This is a genomic window from Acidithrix sp. C25, assembly GCF_904848545.2.
This window is the reverse complement of record NZ_CAJHCI020000010.1, coordinates 955,357-978,579: the sequence shown is the minus strand read 5'-3', so window position 1 is coordinate 978,579 and position 23,223 is coordinate 955,357. Positions and strand designations below refer to the sequence as shown.

The 23,223-nt window shown below is 47.9% G+C and carries 24 protein-coding genes; 16 read left to right on the top strand and 8 right to left on the bottom strand.

Going from position 1 to position 23,223, the window contains the following annotated elements; genetic code table 11:
* Positions 1-29: 29 nt before the first annotated feature.
* From ACIDITHRIX25_RS79980 to ACIDITHRIX25_RS79965, 4 genes are all read right to left on the bottom strand, one after another.
* Complete coding sequence (locus tag ACIDITHRIX25_RS79980) at positions 30-218, bottom strand: hypothetical protein (protein WP_201733384.1); 189 nt, start codon at positions 216-218, stop codon at positions 30-32.
* A 76-nt stretch (positions 219-294) separates the two neighbouring features.
* Positions 295-546, bottom strand: coding sequence for a hypothetical protein (locus ACIDITHRIX25_RS79975; protein ID WP_201733383.1), 252 nt, complete (start codon positions 544-546; stop codon positions 295-297).
* Positions 547-597: 51 nt separating this feature from the next.
* Positions 598-2,631 (bottom strand): IS1634 family transposase, encoded by a 2,034-nt coding sequence (locus ACIDITHRIX25_RS79970; protein WP_201733382.1) that lies wholly within the window; start codon positions 2,629-2,631, stop codon positions 598-600.
* Positions 2,574-2,777, bottom strand: coding sequence for an IS1634 family transposase N-terminal domain-related protein (locus ACIDITHRIX25_RS79965; RefSeq protein ID WP_201732276.1), 204 nt, complete (start codon positions 2,775-2,777; stop codon positions 2,574-2,576). The genes ACIDITHRIX25_RS79970 and ACIDITHRIX25_RS79965 overlap by 58 nt, the downstream gene beginning before the upstream one ends.
* Before the next feature lie 788 nt (positions 2,778-3,565).
* Here ACIDITHRIX25_RS79965 and ACIDITHRIX25_RS79960 point away from each other — a divergent pair.
* The 10 genes from ACIDITHRIX25_RS79960 to fliK are packed head-to-tail and all read left to right on the top strand — an operon-like array spanning position 3,566 to position 12,721.
* Complete coding sequence (locus ACIDITHRIX25_RS79960; RefSeq protein WP_201733381.1) at positions 3,566-3,919, top strand: flagellar basal body rod protein FlgB; 354 nt, start codon at positions 3,566-3,568, stop codon at positions 3,917-3,919.
* Positions 3,919-4,362: a flagellar basal body rod protein FlgC gene (locus ACIDITHRIX25_RS79955; RefSeq protein ID WP_052606328.1), complete on the top strand. Its 444-nt coding sequence runs from the start codon at positions 3,919-3,921 to the stop codon at positions 4,360-4,362. Before ACIDITHRIX25_RS79960 ends, ACIDITHRIX25_RS79955 begins: the two co-directional genes overlap by 1 nt.
* 42 nt (positions 4,363-4,404) lie before the next feature.
* Positions 4,405-4,806, top strand: coding sequence for a flagellar hook-basal body complex protein FliE (fliE, locus tag ACIDITHRIX25_RS79950; RefSeq protein WP_201733380.1), 402 nt, complete (start codon positions 4,405-4,407; stop codon positions 4,804-4,806).
* Between the two features lie 19 nt (positions 4,807-4,825).
* Complete coding sequence (gene fliF, locus ACIDITHRIX25_RS79945) at positions 4,826-6,358, top strand: flagellar basal-body MS-ring/collar protein FliF (protein ID WP_201733379.1); 1,533 nt, start codon at positions 4,826-4,828, stop codon at positions 6,356-6,358.
* On the top strand, positions 6,355-7,368 hold the full coding sequence (gene fliG, locus ACIDITHRIX25_RS79940) for a flagellar motor switch protein FliG (protein ID WP_213333453.1): 1,014 nt from the start codon (positions 6,355-6,357) through the stop codon (positions 7,366-7,368). The genes fliF and fliG overlap by 4 nt, the downstream gene beginning before the upstream one ends.
* Entirely contained in the window at positions 7,368-8,054 is a 687-nt protein-coding gene (locus tag ACIDITHRIX25_RS79935) for a FliH/SctL family protein (RefSeq protein WP_201733377.1), read from the top strand. Before fliG ends, ACIDITHRIX25_RS79935 begins: the two co-directional genes overlap by 1 nt.
* On the top strand, positions 8,054-9,376 hold the full coding sequence (locus ACIDITHRIX25_RS79930) for a FliI/YscN family ATPase (RefSeq protein ID WP_201733376.1): 1,323 nt from the start codon (positions 8,054-8,056) through the stop codon (positions 9,374-9,376). Before ACIDITHRIX25_RS79935 ends, ACIDITHRIX25_RS79930 begins: the two co-directional genes overlap by 1 nt.
* On the top strand, positions 9,373-9,810 hold the full coding sequence (locus ACIDITHRIX25_RS79925) for a hypothetical protein (protein ID WP_201733375.1): 438 nt from the start codon (positions 9,373-9,375) through the stop codon (positions 9,808-9,810). Before ACIDITHRIX25_RS79930 ends, ACIDITHRIX25_RS79925 begins: the two co-directional genes overlap by 4 nt.
* On the top strand, positions 9,807-11,027 hold the full coding sequence (locus tag ACIDITHRIX25_RS79920; protein ID WP_201733374.1) for an NlpC/P60 family protein: 1,221 nt from the start codon (positions 9,807-9,809) through the stop codon (positions 11,025-11,027). The genes ACIDITHRIX25_RS79925 and ACIDITHRIX25_RS79920 overlap by 4 nt, the downstream gene beginning before the upstream one ends.
* Positions 11,024-12,721 carry a flagellar hook-length control protein FliK gene (fliK, locus tag ACIDITHRIX25_RS79915; RefSeq protein WP_201733373.1) on the top strand — a complete coding sequence of 566 codons (1,698 nt, stop codon included), beginning with the start codon at positions 11,024-11,026 and terminating at the stop codon, positions 12,719-12,721. Before ACIDITHRIX25_RS79920 ends, fliK begins: the two co-directional genes overlap by 4 nt.
* A gap of 17 nt (positions 12,722-12,738) precedes the next feature.
* Here the strand turns inward: fliK and ACIDITHRIX25_RS79910 are convergent, their stop codons facing one another.
* Positions 12,739-12,984, bottom strand: coding sequence for a hypothetical protein (locus ACIDITHRIX25_RS79910; RefSeq protein ID WP_052606320.1), 246 nt, complete (start codon positions 12,982-12,984; stop codon positions 12,739-12,741).
* 4 nt (positions 12,985-12,988) lie between these two features.
* Between ACIDITHRIX25_RS79910 and ACIDITHRIX25_RS79905 the strand changes: the two genes are divergently transcribed.
* The 5 genes from ACIDITHRIX25_RS79905 (at position 12,989) to ACIDITHRIX25_RS79885 (ending at position 17,085) form a co-directional block, all read left to right on the top strand.
* Entirely contained in the window at positions 12,989-13,330 is a 342-nt protein-coding gene (locus tag ACIDITHRIX25_RS79905) for a flagellar hook capping FlgD N-terminal domain-containing protein (RefSeq protein WP_502756222.1), read from the top strand.
* Positions 13,331-13,409: 79 nt separating this feature from the next.
* Positions 13,410-14,687, top strand: coding sequence for a flagellar hook protein FlgE (locus ACIDITHRIX25_RS79900; RefSeq protein ID WP_201733372.1), 1,278 nt, complete (start codon positions 13,410-13,412; stop codon positions 14,685-14,687).
* A gap of 478 nt (positions 14,688-15,165) precedes the next feature.
* Positions 15,166-15,423, top strand: coding sequence for a flagellar FlbD family protein (locus ACIDITHRIX25_RS79895; RefSeq protein WP_052606317.1), 258 nt, complete (start codon positions 15,166-15,168; stop codon positions 15,421-15,423).
* A 2-nt stretch (positions 15,424-15,425) separates the two neighbouring features.
* Complete coding sequence (locus ACIDITHRIX25_RS79890; protein WP_052606316.1) at positions 15,426-16,223, top strand: flagellar motor protein; 798 nt, start codon at positions 15,426-15,428, stop codon at positions 16,221-16,223.
* Between the two features lie 4 nt (positions 16,224-16,227).
* Positions 16,228-17,085 carry an OmpA/MotB family protein gene (locus ACIDITHRIX25_RS79885; RefSeq protein ID WP_201733371.1) on the top strand — a complete coding sequence of 286 codons (858 nt, stop codon included), beginning with the start codon at positions 16,228-16,230 and terminating at the stop codon, positions 17,083-17,085.
* A gap of 623 nt (positions 17,086-17,708) precedes the next feature.
* Here ACIDITHRIX25_RS79885 and ACIDITHRIX25_RS79880 read toward each other — a convergent pair.
* From ACIDITHRIX25_RS79880 to ACIDITHRIX25_RS79870, 3 genes are read right to left on the bottom strand one after another with little or no spacing between them, the layout of a single operon-like run.
* Complete coding sequence (locus ACIDITHRIX25_RS79880) at positions 17,709-18,020, bottom strand: hypothetical protein (RefSeq protein ID WP_201733370.1); 312 nt, start codon at positions 18,018-18,020, stop codon at positions 17,709-17,711.
* 16 nt (positions 18,021-18,036) lie between these two features.
* On the bottom strand, positions 18,037-19,620 hold the full coding sequence (locus ACIDITHRIX25_RS79875; protein ID WP_201733369.1) for a hypothetical protein: 1,584 nt from the start codon (positions 19,618-19,620) through the stop codon (positions 18,037-18,039).
* The gene (locus ACIDITHRIX25_RS79870; RefSeq protein ID WP_052606311.1) at positions 19,598-21,649 is read right to left on the bottom strand and encodes a flagellar biosynthesis protein FlhA; all 2,052 of its coding nucleotides are present in this window, start codon (positions 21,647-21,649) and stop codon (positions 19,598-19,600) included. The genes ACIDITHRIX25_RS79875 and ACIDITHRIX25_RS79870 overlap by 23 nt, the downstream gene beginning before the upstream one ends.
* Before the next feature lie 305 nt (positions 21,650-21,954).
* Here ACIDITHRIX25_RS79870 and ACIDITHRIX25_RS79865 point away from each other — a divergent pair, with 305 nt between their 5' ends.
* Positions 21,955-22,971: a glycosyltransferase family 2 protein gene (locus ACIDITHRIX25_RS79865; RefSeq protein ID WP_052606310.1), complete on the top strand. Its 1,017-nt coding sequence runs from the start codon at positions 21,955-21,957 to the stop codon at positions 22,969-22,971.
* The last annotated feature ends 252 nt before the right edge of the window (positions 22,972-23,223 follow it).

The window sequence follows — 23,223 nt, the reverse complement described above, 5'->3', positions numbered from 1 at the left end:
CTTCTAGGCTCGACTGGCTTACTCTTCTCCTACGAGGTGCCAAAGACGAGCTTTGCGAGAGTCGTCACCTTCTCGGTGAGTGCACCAATCTGGCCTTCGGGTTCACTAACCCGTGCTCGAAGCTCGGCGTTCTCCGCCTGAAGACGGGCATTATCGCCAGCGAGGCGTTCTGCCTCCGCCTTCCAGTACGCTGACTCGGTTGTATGCAAACTGTCCATGACTACCAGTTAACACTATCTAGCGCTTCGTGTTCAGTCCTGTTTTCGTCAGGGGTGGTACGGGTTCACCGAACGTTTACGTTGCAGTTGCAAGCACGGCTTGGAACTTAGCCTCTGAACTCCATAAACTGGCTGGGGTTCGCTTAGTTGGATCTTGGCGATCTATCTGGTCCTTTAATTCACGATTCCAGATGTAGATAGTTGTCTTTGGTATCTGGACTTGTTTAGCCAAATCGACGATTGCACCTCTGGGTGCATTGGGATCTGACAACAGCTCCCTCGGCCTCTTGACTACAGCTTCTTTTTGATCCTTGGCCCATCTTTCCAAAAATCAAACCATTCTCCCAGCTAGTTGAGTATGTGGTCTTACGTTGGGACACTACAAATGCGTCGCAATGGTCTTTATCCGTTTAAGGGGATCACTAACTCCTAAGAGACGGTAGATCTCTTTGTGAACCGGCTCAGAAACACCACTAGTGCGGATGTGATAGACGACACCTTTATCTGATGTAAGAACTATGGTGGCTCGGCGGTGACTGTTGAGTTGCTCTTTGATGGTTGACCATCTTCTCTTATCGTTATTTTGCCTCAAGGTCAGCTCAATAGCACTAAGGAGGTGATAGGCAAGTACTGAGATGAAGAGGTGAGCAGCAGTTCGGCTAGCTAGTTGATGATAGACCGGTCGAAGTCCAAGATCACTCTTGAGGGATCTAAAGGCATCTTCTACTTTAGTGAGAGTCGTATAGATATTCCAGATCTCACCTGCATCTAGCTCGCTATGGCTGGTGTCTATGACGTAGGCTCCTTGGAGATTATCATCTTTGGCTTTAGTGGGTTTTTCTGTAATAGTGAGATTGATTACTTTGTCAAAGCGTCTCTTTTTGATGATCTTGCCATGGTCTTGATGATATTCAAGGGATATCTCGTATTTGGAAGCAATACTTGGGTACTTGGCCTTGATGCGTCCGATACGCTCTGAGACAACTGTGGTCTTAGATATAGAACCCTTTGTGATTGAGGTACTCAACGAAGTGATATCTACTAAGAATCTCTCGTTAGCTTGACTAGAGATCGCTGATTCCTTCTTGGATCTCCCCAAAGAACGACACAACACCACGGTTGTGGTGTTGTTGTTGGTGGAAGAGGAGGAGATGGAGATGGAGGAGGAGATGGAGGAGGAGATGGAGGTGGCGTTAGTATCAGTGTCGGTGCTGTCGCTGATATTGTTGCCGGTATTCTTGCCGGTGGCACCATTACGGATATAGTCGTCAGTGTCGGTGCTGCTGTCGCTCTTGATGATACTGTTGCTAGTGTTGCCGGAGGTGGTGTAACTGTTATTGTCGTCAGTGCCGGTGTCTTCTTCTAGCGTTTGCACTTGTCCTTGTACTTGTGTTTTCACTTGTCCTTGTGGCTTTTGTGGTTCCACTTGGAGCTTTTTCACCAGTACTGGGGATCCTTGGGCATCGTAGATCTCGGTGAAGCCTTCCATCTCCATGAAATGGCTTCGATAGAGGCTCTTTTTGTTAGCTCTCTCAATTACTACGTAGTTGAGATTGCGCTTAATGAGAAGTTCTAGGTTTGCCTTGGTAGCAATTCCCCTATCCATCACAATGGTAGGAACAACATCCCCAAAGAGAGATCCATCCGATAGAGACTCCAAGGCATCAAGTACGCTAATGAGAGTTCTAGGCTCAGAGGTATTGCCCTCATGTATCTCTGAGTAGATGGGTAGTCCCCGGTGATCAACAAGTAGTGCCAGAGAAACTAATGTGCAATCAAAACGCTTCTCTTTGGAATGTCCATGTTTAGCTAGGGAGTTCCCCTTAGTAGAACCTTCGAAGTAGGTGTTGGTTAGATCAAAGAGAAAGAGCCTGGTATTCGTCCTAAAGAGATCAGAGCTAGCTCTATAGAGTGCTGGCTCTATGACGGCTTTAGCGTCATAGAGCTTATCTGCAATTGCATAGACCTTATCCTTGTGAAACTTAGAGAGATCGATACCACATATCTCAGGTAATGAAGAGTTGGAGTTGATATAAGAATAGGTCTTTCGATCAGATCCAGGATGAATAAGACGAGCTATTATCGTTGCCTTGGCAATGCCAAGAGATTCACCCGATAGACCTGCACTCTCTAGGATCTTATCGAAGCTAAGAGCTTCATAGAACGAGTTTCCTATGAGTTCTGGACCGATACTTCTACTATTGATAGTCTTAGCACTAGAGAGATCCACCATCTCAAGGTCAGCCTCAGTAGCTCTTGTTTCTTTAGCGGCTGCAACTTCGGAACGAATTGCATACTTAGTGATTGCCAGATCTGCGTATCTGGCAATAATAGGATCTGATTCAAAGAGTGAGGTTACTCCAGAGAGTCCCAGGTAATAGCATTGGCAATTGCATTGGCCAGAGCTGGCCACAATGACTTATCCAGGTCCAGTTCGGTCAAGGTCATTACTATACGTTGACGGGGACCTTTTTCACAGCGGTAGGACTCAACGAGTTGGTACTTACTGTAGCTAACGCCGGTCTTTTTATTAACTGTTGGAGTTTCACGGATAAACACAACAAGACAATAGCACCATGTCAGAGCTAATGCAAGTCATAATCAAAACTACTCAAAAATTAGGACACTACATTCGCGACCCAAAAAGACCTAATACCCATCTACCAGGGCATCTATAAATGACACAAGCCGAAAATCGCCCAAAATCCCCTCAAAAGGGACCAATTAGGGCGATTTTTCGGGAAATCTGCGAAAGATGGGTTGGGATAAGGCTTCATCGTGTTCGATCAAAGTTCTCGCCCTGCATGGTTGGTATTCTATTCGAATAGATGCCAACTCCCTTGACACCTAGGGCTCAGAATCACTAAATGTCACCCAAGACGCTTTCGTGCTTTGATGCGTCACAGGCTGCTATAGATGTCCGTGACGGTAAAGGAACAAATACTCAACGAGAGGATTGAAACCCGTTAACTTGAGCGAGAAGTTGTGAAACGCATGAGATTTTATGAGCGGTATTTATTCTATAGCGATCTGATTTGGAAGGTCAAAACGTGAAGAGATTCAAGTAATCGCTTGCTTGGATTGGAATAAATAAAGATGGGTGCTCCGGCTGATTGCCAGGGGAGAGTCGATTGTTGGTTCTTATCGTTATAAGTGAATTCTCAATACCAGCACTGGCTTAACGGATTTTTACCCTTTGTATCCAAATTATTTGGAAATTGCCTTAAGTACTGTTCAATTGACACCGAAAACAATAGTGCGAGCAGGATAGCGCAGTAGGAGCCCAGGAAGGGCCGTATTCGGATTCGGACATTTATGTCCAAATGAAGGATTTCGGTGAGTACTTAATGGGTGGACCTGTAGTTCAAGCATTACAATTCGCATTAGATGGCCTGACGATCCAGCAGAATGTTCAGGCAAATAATATCGCAAATGTCAGTACGCCTGGATTCACTGCTTCTAGGGTTGACTTTGCATCTTCTCTCCAGAACGCTCTAGCGTCAAGCACAAAGGGTGCTCCAACTGTAGCTTCGGTGGCAATAACGGGTTCAAGTAGATTGCCCTCCACAAATGGAAACAATGTCTCCATGAGCCAAGAGCTTGTTGGAATTGAAAAATCTACGGTCTGGTATCAATCAGCTTCTGCTGAAATCAATAACCAATATCACCTAATGCGTGGTTCAGCGGGAGGGTCCTTCTAATGTCTCTGTTTGGCCTTTTGTCAATTTCTGGTTCTGGTATTGATACGAATCAAACCTGGTTGAATGCAATTGGAAGTAATATCGCCAATATCAATGACGCGGTAAATCCAGCGAAAACGCCATTTTTGCAGCAGGAGATCGTAGCCGCACCGGGAGCGGTACCAACAGGATACGGTCCCTCTCAGAGTGCAATTCCAACATCTCCCCTAAATGGTATGGGTGTGCACGTCGCAGCTGTTACGACGAATCTTCCAAATGGAGTTCTCACCTATGATCCAACGAGCCCGGTAGCTAACGCAAGTGGCTATGTGCGCACTCCTGGGATCAGTCTTGCCGATCAGCTTGGAAACTTGAACATCGCTGAGGCAAACTATCAAGCCAATGTTGCTGTGATCAACCATGCGAAGTCGATCTATCAATCCGCATTGACGCTCGCTGTATAGTAAGCGAAAAGTTTCCTAAATTATTTACCGAGAAAGACTACCATGACTGCGATTCCGGCTATCTCCGCCATTCCATCGATCCCACCACTTCAGAGCGGATTGTCCCCTTTGAATCAAATCGCGACTCCTAACTCGACTAATTCTTCATCTGCGACAGGTGCAATTGCCACAAACCCTACCATCGGCGCAATACAGCCAATCGGAGGGGCTGCAGCTACCAGTGGAACTTCTAGCTTCGGTAATGCCCTCGCTTCGGCTGTGGATTCGATCTCTTCAGTGCAGAACCAGGCAAGTTCTCAAGCACTTCAAGTCTCTACCGGTCAAGCTAATCTCGCTGACGCGATGATCTCAGCACAGCAGGCTTCTTTGGATACCCAAGTAGCGACGGCAATTAAAACTGCTGGAGTTGGAGCGTTCAATCAAATTATGGCCATGCCGGTCTAAGAAATAGTTAGGTACTAATGTGGCAGTTTCAGATAGCGTAGGATCGCTTAGGCAATATGGCGTAAGGTTCGCAAATGGCTTTACGTCCGGTCAAAAAGTTCTCACAGTTCTTGCCATAGCGGCTCTAGCGCTTGGTGGATTTGTGTATTCCCAGTACGCATCTAAGCCCAGTTATGCTCCTTTGTTTACGGGGTTGGCAGCATCTGACGCTGCTGCTATGACGGCAAAGCTTCAGGCGGCGGGCGTTCCGTATCAAATAGCTGACGGTGGTGCCACGATTATGGTCCCACAGCCAGATGTTTACCAGCAGCGCCTAAATATGGCCCAAGCAAATCTTCCAGCCAATTCGACGGTTGGCCTTGCGATCTTGGACAAAGTCGGAATTACTGCCTCGCAACTCACACAGCAAGCCGACTACCAGCGTGCTTTGCAAGGAGAACTCGCCTCTACGATCGAAGCAATCCAAGGTGTTACTGCGGCTCAGGTCAACCTTGCGTTGGTCTCTAACAATGTCTTTGCGATTTCAAATACCCAACAGCCATCTGCTTCGGTTTTGGTAACACTGGCTACCGGGACTGTTCTTAGCGCTACGCAAATCCAAGGGATCGTCCATTTAGTGGCTTCGTCGATTCCAAATCTTTCAGCATCAAACATCACCCTCGTTGATTCAAATGGAAATGTTCTCTCAGCACCGGGGATGAATACTGCGTCTTCGACCAATTCGGCAGCTACTACTGCTTATGACCAGAACCTTCAGACCGCTCTAGAGTCTCTTCTGACTCCCTTGGTGGGAGCTAACAACGCCGTGGTTCGCGTGGCTGCAACCCTGAATTTCAATCAAGTCACCACTCAGAGTCAAGCCGTTCAGACTAACCCTAAGGGAACTCCGATCACGGTTCCAACGCAGGTTCAAACTGCAACTCAGAACTTTAGCGGAACTGGATCCCCAACAGGTGGAGTTCTGGGAAGTATCACGACTAATGCCGCTACCGGTGCTGCTAATTCCACCTACCAGCAAACCAACAACACGACCAACTACGCCCTTGGCCAAATCAACCAAAGCACCACCCAAGCACCAGGGCAGGTTCAGCGGCTGAGCGTCGCAGTTTTGTTGAACTCAAAGGTAAAAGGTGTGACCCCGGCGCGAGTCTCGCAACTTGTCTCGGCGGCTGCCGGAATTGTAGCGGCCAGGGGCGATACTATCTCGGTTGTTCAAATGCCCTTTAGCGTTTTACCTAAGACTACCCCGATTGTTGGAGCGTCTTCTGCATCATCGCTTTATTCCCTGATAAAGACTGCACTGCTAGTCTTAGGCGTGATCTTGGCCATGTTCTTTGTCATTCGATCGTCCAAAAAAGAGGTTCGAGCCGAGATAGATATTCCTGCCTATAGCGATTATTACGATGAGATTCCAGAGGCACAGATTCGTCAACTTCCACCTGCTGAAGCTCCGATGATTTCAACTGAAATTGTGAGCTTTATAGAGAGCCAGCCTGAAGATGTCGCCAAGCTGCTTCGAGTCTGGATGACTTCAGCCGTAAAGGCGGGATGATGGCGGTGAAAGCCAGCGAACTCACAGGAACCCAAAGAGCAGCCATTGTTTTGGTGCAACTCGGAAGAGATGTTGCTGGTCGGATCCTTCGATCGATGTCGGAGACTGAGGCGATATCGCTCACGCTCGAAATAGCGCGCCTTCCAAAGATTGAAAATGATCTGAATCGTCAAATTGCTGATGACTTTATTAATTCTTTGGCTGGAATTAGAAACCTCACCCAAGGCGGAGTTGACACCGCCAGGGATTTTTTGGCCTCTCGAATTGGAGCCCAGGCGGCCGAAGAGATACTTGATGAATTTTCTGGATCTCAGGTAAATAATCCGGTTTCGTTTTTGGCACATGTGGATGCGGGCCAGACTGCTTCTTACCTTCAAGATGAGCACCCGCAGATAGTCGCAGTAATTCTAAGTTTTTTGTCCCCAGATACTGCGGCTGCAATTTTGTCTGCACTTCCGGATGTTTCGCGCGCCGATATAGCTAGGCGAATAGCCAACATGGAGCGAGTTGACCCAGAGGTTCTAGAGCTTGCTGCATCGGTCTTGCAGAGAAAGCTTGCTGGTCTGGCAAAAGCTGGGCAAACTTCTAGCAGAGGTGGGGTCTCAGCAGTTGTGGAGATGCTGAATCGGGCAGAGCAAAATACAGAAAAGAGGATCCTAAGCGACTTAGATGCCATGGATCCTGAATTGGCTGACCGAATTAGAACGCAGATGTTTGTCTTTGAAGATGTGATGAATTTGGACGATCGAACGCTTCAACGCATCCTTCGGCAGGTTGTGCCTAAGGATCTAGCCGTCGCACTCAAGGGTGTTCCAAACGACATGAGAGAAAAGGTCCTAAAGAATATGTCAGAGCGTGCTGCTGGGGACTTGGTCGATGAGATCGAGACGCTTGGTGCTATGAGGGTTTCAGCTGTTGAAGCGGCACAGTCGGCGGTCGTTAGGGTTGTGCGCGAATTGGAGTCAGCTGGAGAGATTGTTCTCACTCGAAACGATGAGGAGATGATCTAATGAGCCGCAATCGATATGAAAATATGGACGCATCTACGAGAGCTGTTTTGCGATTTGGAGCAATGCGCGATAATCCAGAGCTGATCTCACCACTTGAGCTACCATCGGTTGCATCTTATTCATCCGAGGGGAATCCCTCATCAGGCTTCGAATCCCAAGAAAAAGAGAGAATACGCCAGGATGCATTTGAGGAGGGAAGGCTCCAGGGTTACAACGAAGCAAGAGAACAAGCCCAAAGTGAATTTGGAGCAAAGGTTCGAGCCTTTGATTCAGCAATATCGTCACTCTCTCAAGCCATCGAGTCAATCTCGTCAAAGAGCGAAATCCTAGAGATGACTGAGTCAACCGACCTAGCTACCTTCGTGGTTGACTTGGTGGAAGCAGTGTTATCTGCCCCTATCTTCGATCTGCGTCAGAGATTGATCGAGGTGCTCAAGAGTACCATCTCCATGAGTATCGATGCTAAAGCTGTCACGATTCGACTCAATCCTAAAGATTTCCAAGTGGTTTCAGTCGCCTTTGAAGAGCGAAAGATTCCACCTCCGTCAGGACTCTTGCTAGTTGAAGATCCGGATATAGAGGCTGGCGCCGCAATATTAGAGGCGGATTCCATGAAACTCGATCTTCAGATCTCTTCAGCATTGGCTCGCATGAGGGAAGTCCTTAATGAACTAGGAAACGACTAATGATACCTAGTTCTATCAAAGATGCCCTTCGCGAGGGGGCAGCATTTCGCCCAGTTGGGAAGGTCTCTCGAATCACCGGCCTTCAACTTGAGATAGAGGGCGTTAGCGCTGCAATTGGCGACTTGGTAATGGTCCAACGAGATGATGGTTTTATGGAAGCCGAAGTAGTGGCCGTTCGAGAGGGGCGTTTGATCTGCACTCCATTTGGTCATTTACGTGGCCTTCGTTTTGGAAGTTCTGCGATGCCAGCAGGTCGGCCACCAACAATTAGAGTCGGTGAAGCGCTTTTGGCGCGAGTGGTCGATGCCCGAGGGTACCCGATCGATGGCGGTAAGCCTATTAGTGGTGGCGAAGTGATATCAGTTCATGGAGAGCCGCCAAGTCCCATGGCGAGAGGAACGATCTCACGTCAGATCCCTCTAGGGGTGCGGGTGCTTGACACCTTAGTTCCCTGTGGAATTGGCCAGCGCCTTGGGATCTTTGCTGGCTCTGGAGTCGGCAAGTCCACAATGCTGTCGATGATAGCTCGCGGTAGCGCGGCCGACATAAATGTAGTTGCACTGATTGGCGAACGAGGTCGAGAGGTAAATGAGTTCATTTTGAACGATCTTGGGACTGACGGCTTGGCGCGTTCGGTAATTGTGGTGGCCACCTCTGACGAACCTGCCTTGGTGAGAATCAGGGCCGCATTTACCGCTACTCGTATTGCAGAATGGTTTAGGGATCAGGGCAACTCAGTAGTGCTAATGATGGATTCGCTAACGCGTTTGGCTATGGCTCAACGAGAAGTTGGATTAAGTGCCGGCGAGCCACCAGCTACACGGGGATATCCACCATCTGCCTTTGCCCTTTTGCCTAAGTTGCTAGAGAGAGCTGGAAACTCCGAATTAGGCAGCATAACTGGTTTGTACACCGTTTTGGTTGATGGCGATGAGATGAACGAGCCAATATCAGATGCCGCACGGTCGATTTTGGATGGTCATATTGTTTTGTCACGGCGGTTAGCTACCTCAGGTCAGTATCCAGCTGTTGATGTATTGGAGTCGATCTCTCGTCTTGAAGGCGCAATATTGACACCTGAACGCAGAGCCTTGTGCACAAGATCTCGAAGGTTGATGGCCACCTATCGCGAGGCCCGCGATCTAATTGAGGTAGGTGCCTATCAGCGTGGCTCTAATCCTGAGATCGACCTTTCTATCTCAGTCAAACCACGACTTGATGAATTCCTACGTCAGACTATCGATGATCAAAGCGATGTGGACCTAGCCTTTGGGCGACTTGGTGAGATTCTGAATTCCTCCTACGAAGAGGTGTCTCGATGAAGAAGTTCGTCTTTTCCCTGGAGCGGCTGATGCGCCTTGCTCAGATGCGCGAGGAGGTGGCTCGGGCACAGCTTTTAACTCAGGAGAATATCGTTCGTCTCGCGGAGGTCCAGGTGAAGACGAGGTCTCATTCTTTATCTGCCATGAGCTTTAATGCCTCTTCCAAAGAGGAGTTGCAAGGCACCTTCGCCCTTCAGCTAAACGGAGTGGAAGCCCTGGAATTTTCTGAGCGAGAAAAGTCGATTGCTCTTGATCAGAGAGATAGTGCAAAGGATAAGTGGACCGTTGAAAAGCGTTCATTCGAATCGCTTTCTCGTTTAGAGGAACGCGATTATAGAAACTACATCGAGGAACTAACACGCTTTGAACAGATGGAAAACGATGAAGTCGGATCGGTTATGTGGTATATGAGAAAGAGAGAGGACGAACAATGAGTATGGTTAGCCTCGCTCCATCGAGCTCTTCTTCTGTGAACCCATCGGTCCAAATGAGCCAAAGTGCGATCTCGGGCATTTTGGCTACCATAAATTCCATCTCTAACATGGGCAAGACCTTGGCAAGCAGCGTTGATGCAGCGGTACCTTCAAGTGCATCGTTTGCCTCGGCTTTAGCATCTGCGACTCCTAGCGGATTGATCAATGGCGCAAACCTATTGCAGAACTTAAATAATGCGGCAAATCCATCGGCGACAAATTTATCTAATGCGGCAGCGGTAACTTCTCAAGTTCCATCACAGCCCACATCACCAAGCGGCGCACAAGCTCTCGCCACAGGCAATTGGGCATTTTCACCATCTAGTACCCCCTCTGTGTCTCCTGCATCTCCTACGTTTGCTACATCTCCAGCGTCTCCTGTAGCTTCGAGCGGAACTATCACAGGGGGCGCGCCTGTCGTAAATGGTGCATCTGTAGTTAGTGATGCTATGCAATACCTAGGTGTGCCTTACCAATGGGGTGGGGCCTCTCCATCAACAGGATTTGACTGCTCGGGCCTGGTGCAAAAGGTATTTTCGGATCTCGGCGTCTCACTTCCTCGAACCGCGGCTCAACAACAGAGCACAGGAACCCCAGTTGCATCATTGGCACTTGCACAACCTGGCGATCTGATCTTTTATGGAAGCCCTGCTTATCACGTTGGCATTTATATAGGTAATGGAAAGATGATCGATGCTCCAAAAGCAGGCCAGAACGTTCAGGTAAATTCGGTTGGCACTCCTACTTCAATTGTGCGAATAACTGGCGCAACAGCAAATCCTTCTTTGGTGAGCCAAGCTGGAAGCTACCTTCCGACCTTCCAGGCTGCGGCTGCGGCAAATCACATTGATGTGAACTTGTTGCTTTCAATCGCTAAAGTCGAGTCAAACTTTAATCCAAATGCCGTTTCGTCGGCGGGCGCCCAAGGCATAATGCAGATAATGCCATCAACGGCTAGCGGTCTTGGAATTAACCCAATGAATCCAACCCAAGCTATCTATGGCGCTGCTCAGTTGCTCAGCGAAAAGCTTGGAGCCTTCAAGACCCCGGCTTTAGCTGCAGCTGCCTATAATGCCGGCGACAATGCGGTAAGAGCCTATGGAGGAATTCCTCCGTATCCAGAAACTCAAAATTACGTCACCTCGGTACTTCAGAATATGAAAGGAGCAGCTGCATGATAAGTGTTTCTGCATCCAATTCGTCCTCTAGCTCTACAGTAAGTTCAACGCCAAATTCAAATGGGTCCTCCTCGTCAGGCGGTTCCTCTTTTTTAGATGCGATCTCGCAGGCGACATCCCCTCCCAATGCTGCAACATCTAACGCTGCATCAAGTTCTTCGTCTCAAACTATCTCTCGCGTCAGTGACACTATCGGCCAAGGGGCATCTGCTTCCCAAACCAATATGAGCACACCTACCTCTTCGCAGAGTCAAGATGCGACCTCAAAGAGCCCTGCGGCCGCGAATAGTTCTTCGAATGGGGTGAATAATGGTCCTAAAGGTGCTGCTATTTCGACAGTGATGCTGACAGATGTCAGTGTCGCAAATGGCACTGGACCAGCGACTAATCCGTCTTTAGCCAGTGTTGTTTCGGATGCCAAAAATGCTTATCTCGCAAATTCAAATTCCCAGCCAATAACTACAATTGGCGCGCCTTTGGACAAGCAACCTACGAAGACAACCACAACCACAGCTACCAAATCAAAGTCGAAACCTATTTCATCACCTGGTAATTCGATAGGGTCACCGGCACAGTCGACCACTGTTCCGAATCAGATTTTGTCGAATCAGCTTGCACCAATCACGATTGCATTGAGTGCTTCCAATCTCTCAAGTAAGGTGGCATCTTCGAGCACCAATGGCCAAAGCGTCCAAAGTGCATCAAAGCAAGGTGCTTCGGTATCTTTGGTTAGTGCCTCAGTGTCAGAGAGTGCCCTTTTGCCAAATCAGCTTGGAAACAAATCCAGCACTGCTGCTGCGCCGGAGGCGACGGCCTCTAATAAGGCGATTCAAAATTCAAACAGTCCGACTTTTGTTTTGGGAGAGAATTTAGCCAAAACAGTCCCTAACCAAACCCAAGATGCATCGAGTGTGAGTCAGCCTTTGTCTTCTAGTCAAAGTCAACAGGAGGCGTCTTCTAAAGGTGCAGCCCCTATTGATTTTACTAGTGCAGTTATGAGCGGCTCTAAAATGACTTCTTCTTCAGCACAGATTGGCGGATCAGGTGCTTCTGGTATCTCTTCAACCTTGGTTGGCGAAGCTACTAAGGCGGCTGCGTCTCAGAGTCATACTTCTGGTAATTTAACCCCAGGAACACAGAACCAACCAAGCGTTGCCACAGTTGGCCCCTCAGAAGAGAAGTTGGCTAGTCTTTTAGCCAACTTTGGAACTATTGCGTCAAACGACCCAACTTCTGGCGCGCCGAAGACTTTGACCATTTCATTTCCGACGCCCCTTGCACCTTCTGAAGCTATCTCAAGTGCGATAGCAACATTGGGGATTAAGGCTGGGATGGGCGCAAATGTGGAACTTATTATTACACCACCAAATCTTGGACCAATCACAGCACATATGACCATTGATTCAGGCGGTCTAGTGGTCTCTTTGACCTCTAGCAATTCAGCAACTAATTCCCTTCTATTGCGACATGCTGGCCAACTCACGAGTGAACTTACGAGTGCATCTGGCCTATCTACCCACTTAGATTTTTCGCAGAATCGCTCGTTTGGACAAAGAAGTCCTACCCCGAGCGCATTTTCACCAACGGCCGCCACAGCCGTTCTAGACGGACCTATCGAAAATCAACAGCCCTCGCCCGCTTCGCTTTCTTCAGTTTTGATCAGCGGATATCACGTACTTGATATGCGTCTTTGAAGTGACTAATGAGAGAACTATCTATTTTTTGAGAGAAGGAAATTAATGTCATCTATTTCATCGATACCGGCGATACCACCGATCATCCCACCTGCAATGCCGACCTTTAGCTCGATCGCATCACCCACAACCACCACTTCAACCTCGACGACGCCTACCAGTACTACGCCTACCAGTACTTCTACGACGACGCCTACTACGTCATCCACTTCGACGACACCAAGTTCGTCCTCGTCGGGTGGTTCGAGTGCAACTTCGACCAATGCGATTGCTTCGATGAATTCGAGTGAGTTTTTGCAACTATTAGTCGCACAGCTGCAGAATCAAAACCCCCTGAATCCAACAAATCCGACTACCTTTGTAACTCAAACTGCACAACTTACGATGGTTCAGGCGCTTCAAGCGGTTCAAACATCGTCAGCTCAAACGAACCAGGAGATGGGGGTGATGGCGTCGACGTCGATGATCGGTAAGACGGTTTCGGGTACATTATCCAATGGAACACCTTTTTCGGGTTTGGTATCTTCTGTCTCCGTAACAGCAAGTGGGCCAAATTTAAATGTTGGTTCTCAATCCGTGCCACTCGCAAGCGTCAGCTCAGTCTCTTAGATCTTGCTCTCTTAGTTATCCATTTATTAATCATAAGTATTTCAATTCGACCAACAATTAAATTAGAAAGGCAAGCCAAATGACTCGTTCTTTATCCGCTGCTATATCAGGAATAGATGCCGCACAGACAATGCTTGATAATGTCGGTAACAACATTGCAAACGTCAATACGGTTGGATACCAAGACACAAGTGTCCAGTTCGCAGACCTTTTAAATCAGCAGGTAGCTCCTGCTGGAGCGCCGCAGACTGGAGTAACGGGTGGCGTAAACCCAATCTTTGTCGGTAGCGGTGTTCGTGTCAGTAGCACAAGTACTAATTTTACTGAAGGTACAAATGTTCAAACCGGAAGTCCGACTGACGTTGCAATTCAAGGAACGGGCTTCTTGGTAGCTCAACAAAATGGCCAAACTTACTACACCAGAGCTGGTAATTTGAAGCTTGATGCCAACGGTCAGCTCGTTACTCAAACTGGAGCACTGATCCAAGGCTGGTCCCCAACGACTGCAGGGGGTACTATCTTAACTACAGGACCGACAGGGCCCCTATCAATACCTCAGGGCCAAGCTGCAAATCCAGCAGCTACAGCGAATATAACCTTGGGGGGAAACCTCCCTGCTTGGAACGGAGCTACGGTTACCACGCAGCCAAGCTATACAGCTACGACTACAGCGTATGATAGCCTTGGCAATCAGATACCAATTACGGTTACATTTACAGCCACATCGGGGACGGCAGATAGCTATGGCGTAAAGGTAACCACGCCGACGCCAGGAAGTACAACGGGAGGCACCACCTCCCTAGGGAGCGGTACGATTACCTTTGATCCGACCACCGGGCAAATGACGTCAACGACTCCAATACCGTTGACGGGTTTTCCAACATCCTATAGCGTGCCGACGGCGGGAATGAATTTGGACTTTCCGGCCGCTGGGACGACAGGGGCTGTAACTCAGTTTTCTGGATCAAGTACGATAGCGGTTGCTTCTCAAGATGGATATCCTTCTGGAACCTTGCAGAACTTCTCCATTGGGTCTGACGGGACGGTAACTGGTACTTATGCAAACGGTAAGACGCAATCTTTGGGAGTTATCGCAATGGCAAACTTTGCCAATGAAAATGGCCTAACCAAGGTGGGTAATCTAAATTATCAATCCACCTTGAACTCTGGAACTGCCCAACTTGGTACTCCTGGTACTGGTGGTCGAGGGCAACTTCTAGGTGGTTCTTTGGAAAACTCTAACGTCAGCCTTGGAACTGAACTATCGAACCTGATAGTCGCCCAAACTGCCTACCAGGCTGACACTAAAGTGGTTTCAACAACTTCCATGGTCCTTCAGTCGTTGGTTCAGATGTAGCTGACCACCTTGAATAAATAAATTCATCACTTTTTCTTCGACGAATCCGCCAAATGGGCACCGGGTAACTGTGAACCTGGTGCCCATGTTTTTGCCTTCGGATATGCCGTGAGCAGTCAAGATATGCGTGCTACTCGATCGTTGTGTCAGAAACTTCCATTGTCTATAACAGATATAGTTCAACCGATTAAAGGGCAGCCCCATGAGGCGATACCCCTGAAACTATTGGTGTCAAATGAGATAGCGAAGACACCATCGTTTAATGTATCTATCGATTTTTGGATTATCCAATAAAACACTATTTGCCTCGGACCCCAGCCTTTTTGGTCGAACGCAATTGAGGAAATCTTCAGATTGTAATTTCGATGATCTTGAGCATTGCGTTATTTATTTATTGATTTCTTTAAATTAGCCACCTAGAGTGCCGACACTCTAGGTGTTGGAATTGTCGGGAGATGTTCGAAAAGGAAACTTATAGATGATTAATCTAACTCGATTGAATGGTGAGAAGATGGTCATCAATTCGGATCTCATACAACGCGTTGAGGCTAACCCTGATACCGTGATAATGCTGAGTGACGGGACTCATTACGTTGTTCGAGAGAGCGTCGATGAGATCGTTGCTGGGGTTCGTACCTTTCAGGCATCTGTTTTGGCAGAGGCTGCATATTTGGGACGCACCGGAGAGCCCTCTCCCGCACTTCGACTGGTTATAGGACCTGACCAAGAGGGGTAGAAATGGATTTCGCAACACCAATCGGAATTGGAGTTGCCTTAGTGGCAATTATGGTTTCGATGATAATGGACGGGGGCAATCCTGCATCGCTGATCGCTCCGTCTTCAATGCTTTTGATCTTTGGAGGCACGATCGGCGTTACTATGGCGACGGTCCGTCTTAAAGATATGTCTATGTTGATCGGTGGAATCAAATCTGCAATGTTAGCAAAGGCTCCAGTGGCAGAGGAGTCGATAGCCGATTTAGTCAAATACGCAGAGGTTGCACGCAAGGAAGGCCTATTAGTGCTGGAATCTGCGGCAAAAGACATAGAGGATCCCTTTATGAAAAAGGGCCTTCAAATGGTTGTGGATGGCTCCGATCCGGAGGTAATTCGGATGATTTTAGAGGGCGATATCGACTCGATGAAGGCACGGCATAAGGCTGCGGGAAAGATCTTCAAGGACATGGGAGGATATGCACCTACGATTGGTATTTTGGGAACAGTTATGGGCTTGGTCCATGTTCTGCAGAACCTTTCTAACCCTAGCACTCTAGGGCCCGCAATTTCGGCAGCCTTTACCGCAACCCTTTGGGGTGTTATGACTGCTAATGTGATCTGGCTTCCAATCGAAGGCAAACTTCATCGCATGGGAGAGTTAGAAGTCAAAGCCAAGCAATTGACTCTTGATGGGATATTGGCAATTCAAGAGGGATCTGCTCCTCGAATTGTCGAACAGCAACTCTTGACCTATTTGGCGCCAAAAGACCGAGAAGCGCTTGAAGCTGCAAAAGCGGCTTCTAAGAAGAAGGCAGCATAACAAGATGAGCGTTAAGGGACATACTGCTCCTGCACTTCATCGAGGAAAGAAAAAGCACGAGGAAGAAGTTGGTGAGCACTCTGAACGTTGGCTACTGACATATGCCGATATGATTACTCTTTTGCTTGCTCTATTTGTGGTTCTTTTTGCTATGAGTTCTATCAGTGTAAAGAAATTTAATGAATTTAGGACTGGTGTGATCTCTGCATTTTCTCCTCAAATAAACTCCCTACAAGCGGGAGGAACTGGAATTTTACAAGCGAATTCACTTGTATCGAGTCCTGGCAATTCGTCAGCTAAGGCTACGATCTCGTCCTCATCAAATTCGAGCTCCTCTAATGCGACTGTTAGCTTAGAACGCCAGTTGAGCAGGTCGATCGCATCCTCAGGACTTTCTTCTTCGGTAAGTGTTTTGACAAGCTCCCAAGGAGTTATTGTTAGGATTCTGACGGATAAGGTATTTTTCGCCGTTGATTCTGCCAACGTTCAGCCTGGTGGAACCAAGATTTTGGATGCCGTCGCCTCGGTGATTGCACCGATTCCAAATAATGTAGTTATTCAAGGTAACACCGATAACCAGCCAATTGTAGGAGGACCTTACAGCTCTAATATGGAATTATCGGCCATGCGTGCCGTGAACGTGCTTGAATATTTAGTGAAGAACGATCATATTTTGGCTTCGCGCTTGAGCGCAACCGGATATGGATCAACGCAGCCATTGCTTCCAAATACCACCCCAGCTAACATGATGGAAAATCGACGAGTTGATATCGTGATTCTCAACACGACGATATCGACGAGTCTCTCTTCTACGGCCACCTCTTTAGCGCCGACCTTGACTACGCTTCCGAATCTAGGTTAGCTGACTCGCGCTACTGGATATCATGAGCGAATGTTGATTTCTACATTTTTGTGAATAGATCTATAAAGAGATTCATTGAGCTCGGGTCCTCATTATTAGTGTGACCAAAGCGCTGCGACTGAACATATGAGCTGGAGCTGTGATTGACTTTCTCATGGTCGGCTACAAAGTTCAAGACCCTCCAGGCGCAATTGGCACGGAGACGACCAGGATTGTTGCCAGGGATTGGGACACAGACACGATTCGAATTGGTACTGTAGGTCGCAACCTCTAAATTGATTTTGCAGAGTCTATCTGCGCTATGGTAGTTGTTTGATCTCTTCCTTTTCTCTTTTCGTCTCTTGTCTTCTTGACGATCCAAGACCATGTTTTTACCCTTTGATAGGGTCCAGTTAGTTAGCTATCTTTAGCATTTTGGGAGAAGATCGATTTAGGGATCGATTTCCGCAGATTCATTTGAGATAGCCGATGATGGTGAGGTGCAATGGTGAGGCGCAAAGGTGAGGCGCAATGGAACTAAATCAGTTAACTAAATTGACTACGCCATGGCTTCAATCTAAAGAGACAATGCTCTTTAGATTGAAGCCATGGCGTAGTTGTCGATAGGTTCTAAATTAGCTCTTTTAGCCAATGGCAGGTGGTGGCTGAGAGGTCTGTTGGTTTATCTCCTCTAAGGCGAGTTTGGCAGGCACCACATTATCGCCTTTGTTCTCCTTCTCCTTGGCATCTAAGAGTTCTATATTTTCCAAGGATTGAGCAGTAAAGATTGCAAGTACATACGAAAGAAGGGTAACCCCAACAAACGAGACCGCAATTGAGATTAATGCACGGCCAAGAAGGTCGTTGAGGGAGATGAAGCCCGCACTATAAGACGAAAAGGCCGGAAAGGTAATCGCAGCAGATGCTGCCAATGTTAGTTTTGGTCGAAAGTGCATCGAGTCTCACCTCCTATCAATCAGGGTTACTTTGCGACCTGGTCATCTTGGTTGGAACAACTCGACCGGCTTGATTTGTTGCCAGGTTCAGAACTGGCAGGTCGAAGTTGTTTGCGTCAAAGCCAGGCGAGTTGCTCAAAAAGACGAGCGTCATTGCGCTTTTGCCACCGAGTTCTCGGGCTAGATGATTGATATAGGCATTAGACCACCGTGGATCACAAAATAGATATGTAGATGGAAGGCCAAGTTCGCGACGTACAAAGGCCACTTCTGTCGGGTTTAGCGATTCTTCGTCGATCTCCATTGCAATTGTCATTGGAGAATTAGAGGTTTCAATTTGTCCAAAGAGGTTGTTGATCTGCTCGATTGTAGCCACAGCAAGAAAGAGTGAAGGACTCTCGATCCGATATTCTGATTCAATAAGATCTAAAAGCTGGTAGGAACCTTTGCGGATCTGCCTTTTCTCGCCTATGAAAATCGTTCTTAGGGCAGCCAGCGAAGGAGAGTTTAGAGTTCCATCTCGACTTTGATTTAGAGTTCCGTTTGGGCTCGGTGGGCGGCTTTGTTCGTTTATGTCGGCAGCTAGGCCCCGTGTGAGGCTGTTGATTCGAGCTTCGAGCCAAGTTATAGGATCGGACTTCGTATCGTGAGCGGAGCTGTTGTCTCTAATTTGACGAAGGTCGTCTAATTCGATTACATTCCCACGCAGAAGTTCGGGTTCTGGTGGGGTCTTGGGCTCAAAAGGGGTCTTGGGCTCAAAGGTACTTGGAGTTCGAAGGTCTATTATTTGTTCTTTTTCGGGAGAATTTCGATAGGACGACGGGGTGGCTTGTGCTGCCGCATTATTTGAGATGTCATCGAGAAGTTCAAGGGAGAGGTCGTCTTCCAAATAATCGTAGGAGCTATTGGAGCTTCTAGAGACTAGATATTCATTTGAGAGTTCATCGTTTGAGGCATCGCTTCCTAGATATGCTTGGCTGAGTTCGCTGGAGAAGTCAAAGGCCAGATCATTTTTGCTAGCCTTAGGAGATTTGCTCTCTTTGGTGAGGTCCAACTCAAAGTTGTCATTGGTCGGGGCGTTAGCTTCAGCTTCGCCATCGAACTTTTTCGATAGGCGAGTCCAAAGGGGAGTGGTAACCTCTTTTGGCGTCTTTGTCTTTTTTGCTCCTTTTGAATTTGAGCGAAGCGTTCGTTTATCCGGATCGGATGGATCGTCTAAGAGGTGCTGTGATGGGTTCGAAGATACCTTTAAATTTGGAAACGGAAGAGAGGTCGAAGGTGACTGGGGCTGCGATGGGGCGACCTCTCCGTATGCACGTGCTAGTCGTACCGCAAATTCAGCAGGATCTCGAACGAGAGTATCTTCTCTTAGACGGGCTGATTCCGCACGAAAACGGTCTTCAACTAAAGCATTTGAGAAGTTGGGATTGTCGGAGATTTCAACGAGAATGGAGAATCTCTCTTTGTAGACCAGCGACTTTAATCCCGCTGGCTTAATCTTTTCGGCTTTTATAATCTTTGCGGCGGAGCCCCATTGATTCTTCACATTGAGAATCAGGAGCTCGAGGGATTCACCCTCAAATTGCTGAAGCGTTGACAAGGCTCACTACTCCTATCAGATTGGGGCGGTATGAACCACCCAGTTCGGCGGTCGAAATGACGCTTAATCGAGGTATTAGAGGGTGTATGGTTCGGTAGGTCGCTGCCCTAAGCTTGGGTTGGACGACTAGAACCGGGGACTTTCCCTTGGTTTCTGAGTCTGCAAATATCGCTCCCACCTCGTCGACAACTCGTCTAACATATGTGGGGTCGGCTCCAAGGGTCAGACCAGCCTCTGTAATTTTGAGCGTTTCCATCAAATGCGTGGTTACAAGGCCGTCCAGTGTGATCATAGGCAGCTCGCCATCGGTGAGTTTTAGTGAGACTATCGACGGGCCAAGCGCCACTCTTGCGGCTTCGAGGAGGTTATCGGGATCGCGACTCACACGAGCTCTTTCGGTGATAGCTTCTAAGATTCGTGTGAGATCGCGAATCGGGACGCCTTCGTCGAGGATATCTTTTAGGGTTCGCTGTACTTCCGAGAGGTTTATGCCAGCTGCTCCCAACTCCTCTACAACCGCCTCATTTCCTTTTTTGATAGCGTCTATGAGTTCTTTGACTTGTTGTCGTGAGAGTAGTTCGCCTGCGTGACGTTTTACCACCTCGGAGAGGTGGGTGGTAATTACTGACGAGCGGTCGACAACTGTCGCACCCATCATCATGGCCTGTTGCTTCATTGAAGAGGGGATCCACTTGGCCTCAAGGCCAAAGACTGGTTCTTTATCCATCTCGCCCGGGATTAGATGGAGATCGCCTCCGATTGCTAGAGATCGCCCTTGAGGGGCTCGTCCTTTTGCGACTTGTACTTCATGGACTGAGATCGCATATTCAGTCATGGCTAGCTCTATGTTGTCTCTAGTTCTTACCGGTGGGAGGACAAGCCCTAGTTCATTTGCAATCTTGCGACGAAGGCCTCGAACGCGATCCAAAAGGTCGCCACCCATGGGAGTATCCAATAGATCCAAAAGATCAATTGCAAGTTCCAGAGTGAGAGGTTCCACCTTCATAGTGTTCATAAGGGCTTCTGGGGTGTCAAGTGGAAGCGGAGCTATTACCTTTGGCTCTTCTTTTTCCACCTTGGCGCTAGCGTCAGCTTGTGCGTTGTTTCGACGACCAATTATATAGACAACTGAACCAACGAGTATAAATGGGAGCTTCGGAAGTCCTGGGAGGATTCCAAGGCCGGCGATGATACCTCCAGCCATGGTCATAGCATGTTTTTGAGATTTGAATTGCGATAGTAGGTCTAAACCAAAGTCGTTTTCTCCAGCTGATCTGGTTACGATAAGGCCAGTTGAAACTGAGAGCAATAGAGCCGGAATCTGTGAGACTAAACCGTCTCCAACGCTCAGGAGCGAGTAGGTAGAAATCGCCTGAGTGAGCCCAAGATGATTCTGTAGTACGCCTACGGTAAATCCACCTATAAGGTTTATCATCGTGATTATGACGGCTGCGATGGCATCGCCTTTTACAAACTTCGATGCGCCATCCATAGCTCCGTAGAAGTCAGCCTCTTTTGAGATCTTTTCTCTTCTCAATCGTGCTTCAGCCTCATTGATGTGGCCTGCATTTAGGTCGGCGTCGATTGCCATCTGCTTTCCAGGCATTGCATCGAGTGTGAATCGAGCTGCGACTTCAGCGACTCTTCCGGCACCATTTGTAATTACAACGAACTGGATGATGAAGAGGATAAAGAAGATTACTAGGCCGACAACGATCGAGCCACCGACGACAAAGTGGCCAAAACTTTCAATAACGGATCCAGCGAATCCATGCAGGAGAACTAGGCGTGTGGCGCTTATATTGAGCGCAAGGCGAAAGACCGTAGCGATGAGCAAGACCGATGGAAAGGCAGAAAATTCCAAGACTGATTTCACTCGTATCGCCATCATTAGCACGAGCACGGCAAAGGTTATGTTGATAGATATCAAGATGTCCAAAAGTATCGATGGTATAGGTACCACCAACATGACAACGATCGCTACGATTGCCAAGGGAACACCAAAGAGCGTCCATTTACCAGCCTTCAAGACTTATCCTCACATCGCGTTCTTACGCAACCATCATGGTTAAGTTCCAAAGAGCCGTCCTGGCTTTCAATAATTTTCGACAGCTTGAAGGTCTGACTAAAATTTTTACTTGATTTACTTTGAGCTTCGTCTTCGATTGCTAGAGTTGGCGATCAATCAATGTATTTTATCTCTTGGGTCGGGCCAGTTGGAATCCAACCAAGGTGCACCAGCCGCAGAAGGGCAAAATGGCTAGGATCGCGATCTAAATCGTCGCCGTTAAATGCTATTCAAGTCTCCTCGTTGTTAGGTCGAATAATTAAAATATGGTCAAGACCATAAGCGCATGTCTTATAACAAAAAATGAAGAGATCCACCTGGAGAGGTGTCTGAGCTCTGTCTATGGCCATGTCGATGAGATCGTGGTCGTAGATACCGGTTCGAATGATCGTACAGTTGAGATTGCGCAGGGTTTTGGTGCCAAGGTTTTTTCGGTCTCCTGGAAAGACGACTTTGCCCTCGCCAGAAATGCAGCGCTAGATCTCGCCTCGTCGGAGTGGATTTTGAGCATCGATGCAGACGAATGGGTGGAAGTAAATTGGGACGCTTTGGACTTTGCGCTTAGATATCCAAGAGGTACTCAAGCTTATTTGATTGATATAGAAGTGAAAAGCGCAACTAGCTTTGGAGGAGATTACTCTTTTCGAGCTCCACGGCTCTTTACCAGGACGGAACTTCGCTGGTTTAATCGGGTTCATGAGAAGGTTTTGACCCCAGATGGCTTTGAACCAGTGGTCTCTTTTTTGGAGTCGTCGATAATGAAGATTATTGACGTTGGCTATCAAAATGAGGATGATTGTTTGGTTAAAGGTGAGCGAAATTATACCCTGGCTCTTCGTGACTTGTTAGATCACCAAGAGTTCTCGTTCGATCAAAACCTCCTTGCGCAAAAGGCCTTCGAAGTTGGGCGCAGTTTAGTCACTTTAGGCCGTAGAGAAGAGTCTTGTGAATATTTTGAGCAAGCTCGGGGCACCGCTAGAGACCCGCAACTTTGGATGTGCGCTACTGACTTTCTAGCACGCCAATATCTTGCCCTTGGAAGGTTCCGCTATTGCATAAGCTTGGCGATCTCGCTACGCCAGCGTGGTGGTGAAGAGCGATATTGCAATTGGTTGTGCGCCCAGGCTTTGGCTCAAGCCGGTCAACCACACGATGCATTGGACTTTCTAGAAGGCGTGGACCAAGTCATCGATCCTTCGGGGTGTGAGTTCGATCGAGCTCGGGTAGTAGAATTTCGCTCGCTCTGTCTTGCACTCAGTGAACTTGAGGAGTCCACAGGATAGAGTCTTTGAAAAAGGGACTGAATCAACCAGGCAGAGATAAGCACCCGATTACAGCGCCAAAGTAAATAGAGGAATCTGAGGCCTTGTGACCAAGGTCAATTTATTTGCCGTAGAGCGTTTTTGCCTTTAGCGTTGAGCCCCCTCGAACTAACTTTGATTGAAAGTCGAGACTTTGTTGACCTGAGGTAGAAGTCGATCTTTGGTTTTAGATTTCGTTTGATTCTTTTTCTAAGGACGGCACTTTGGCCGCCT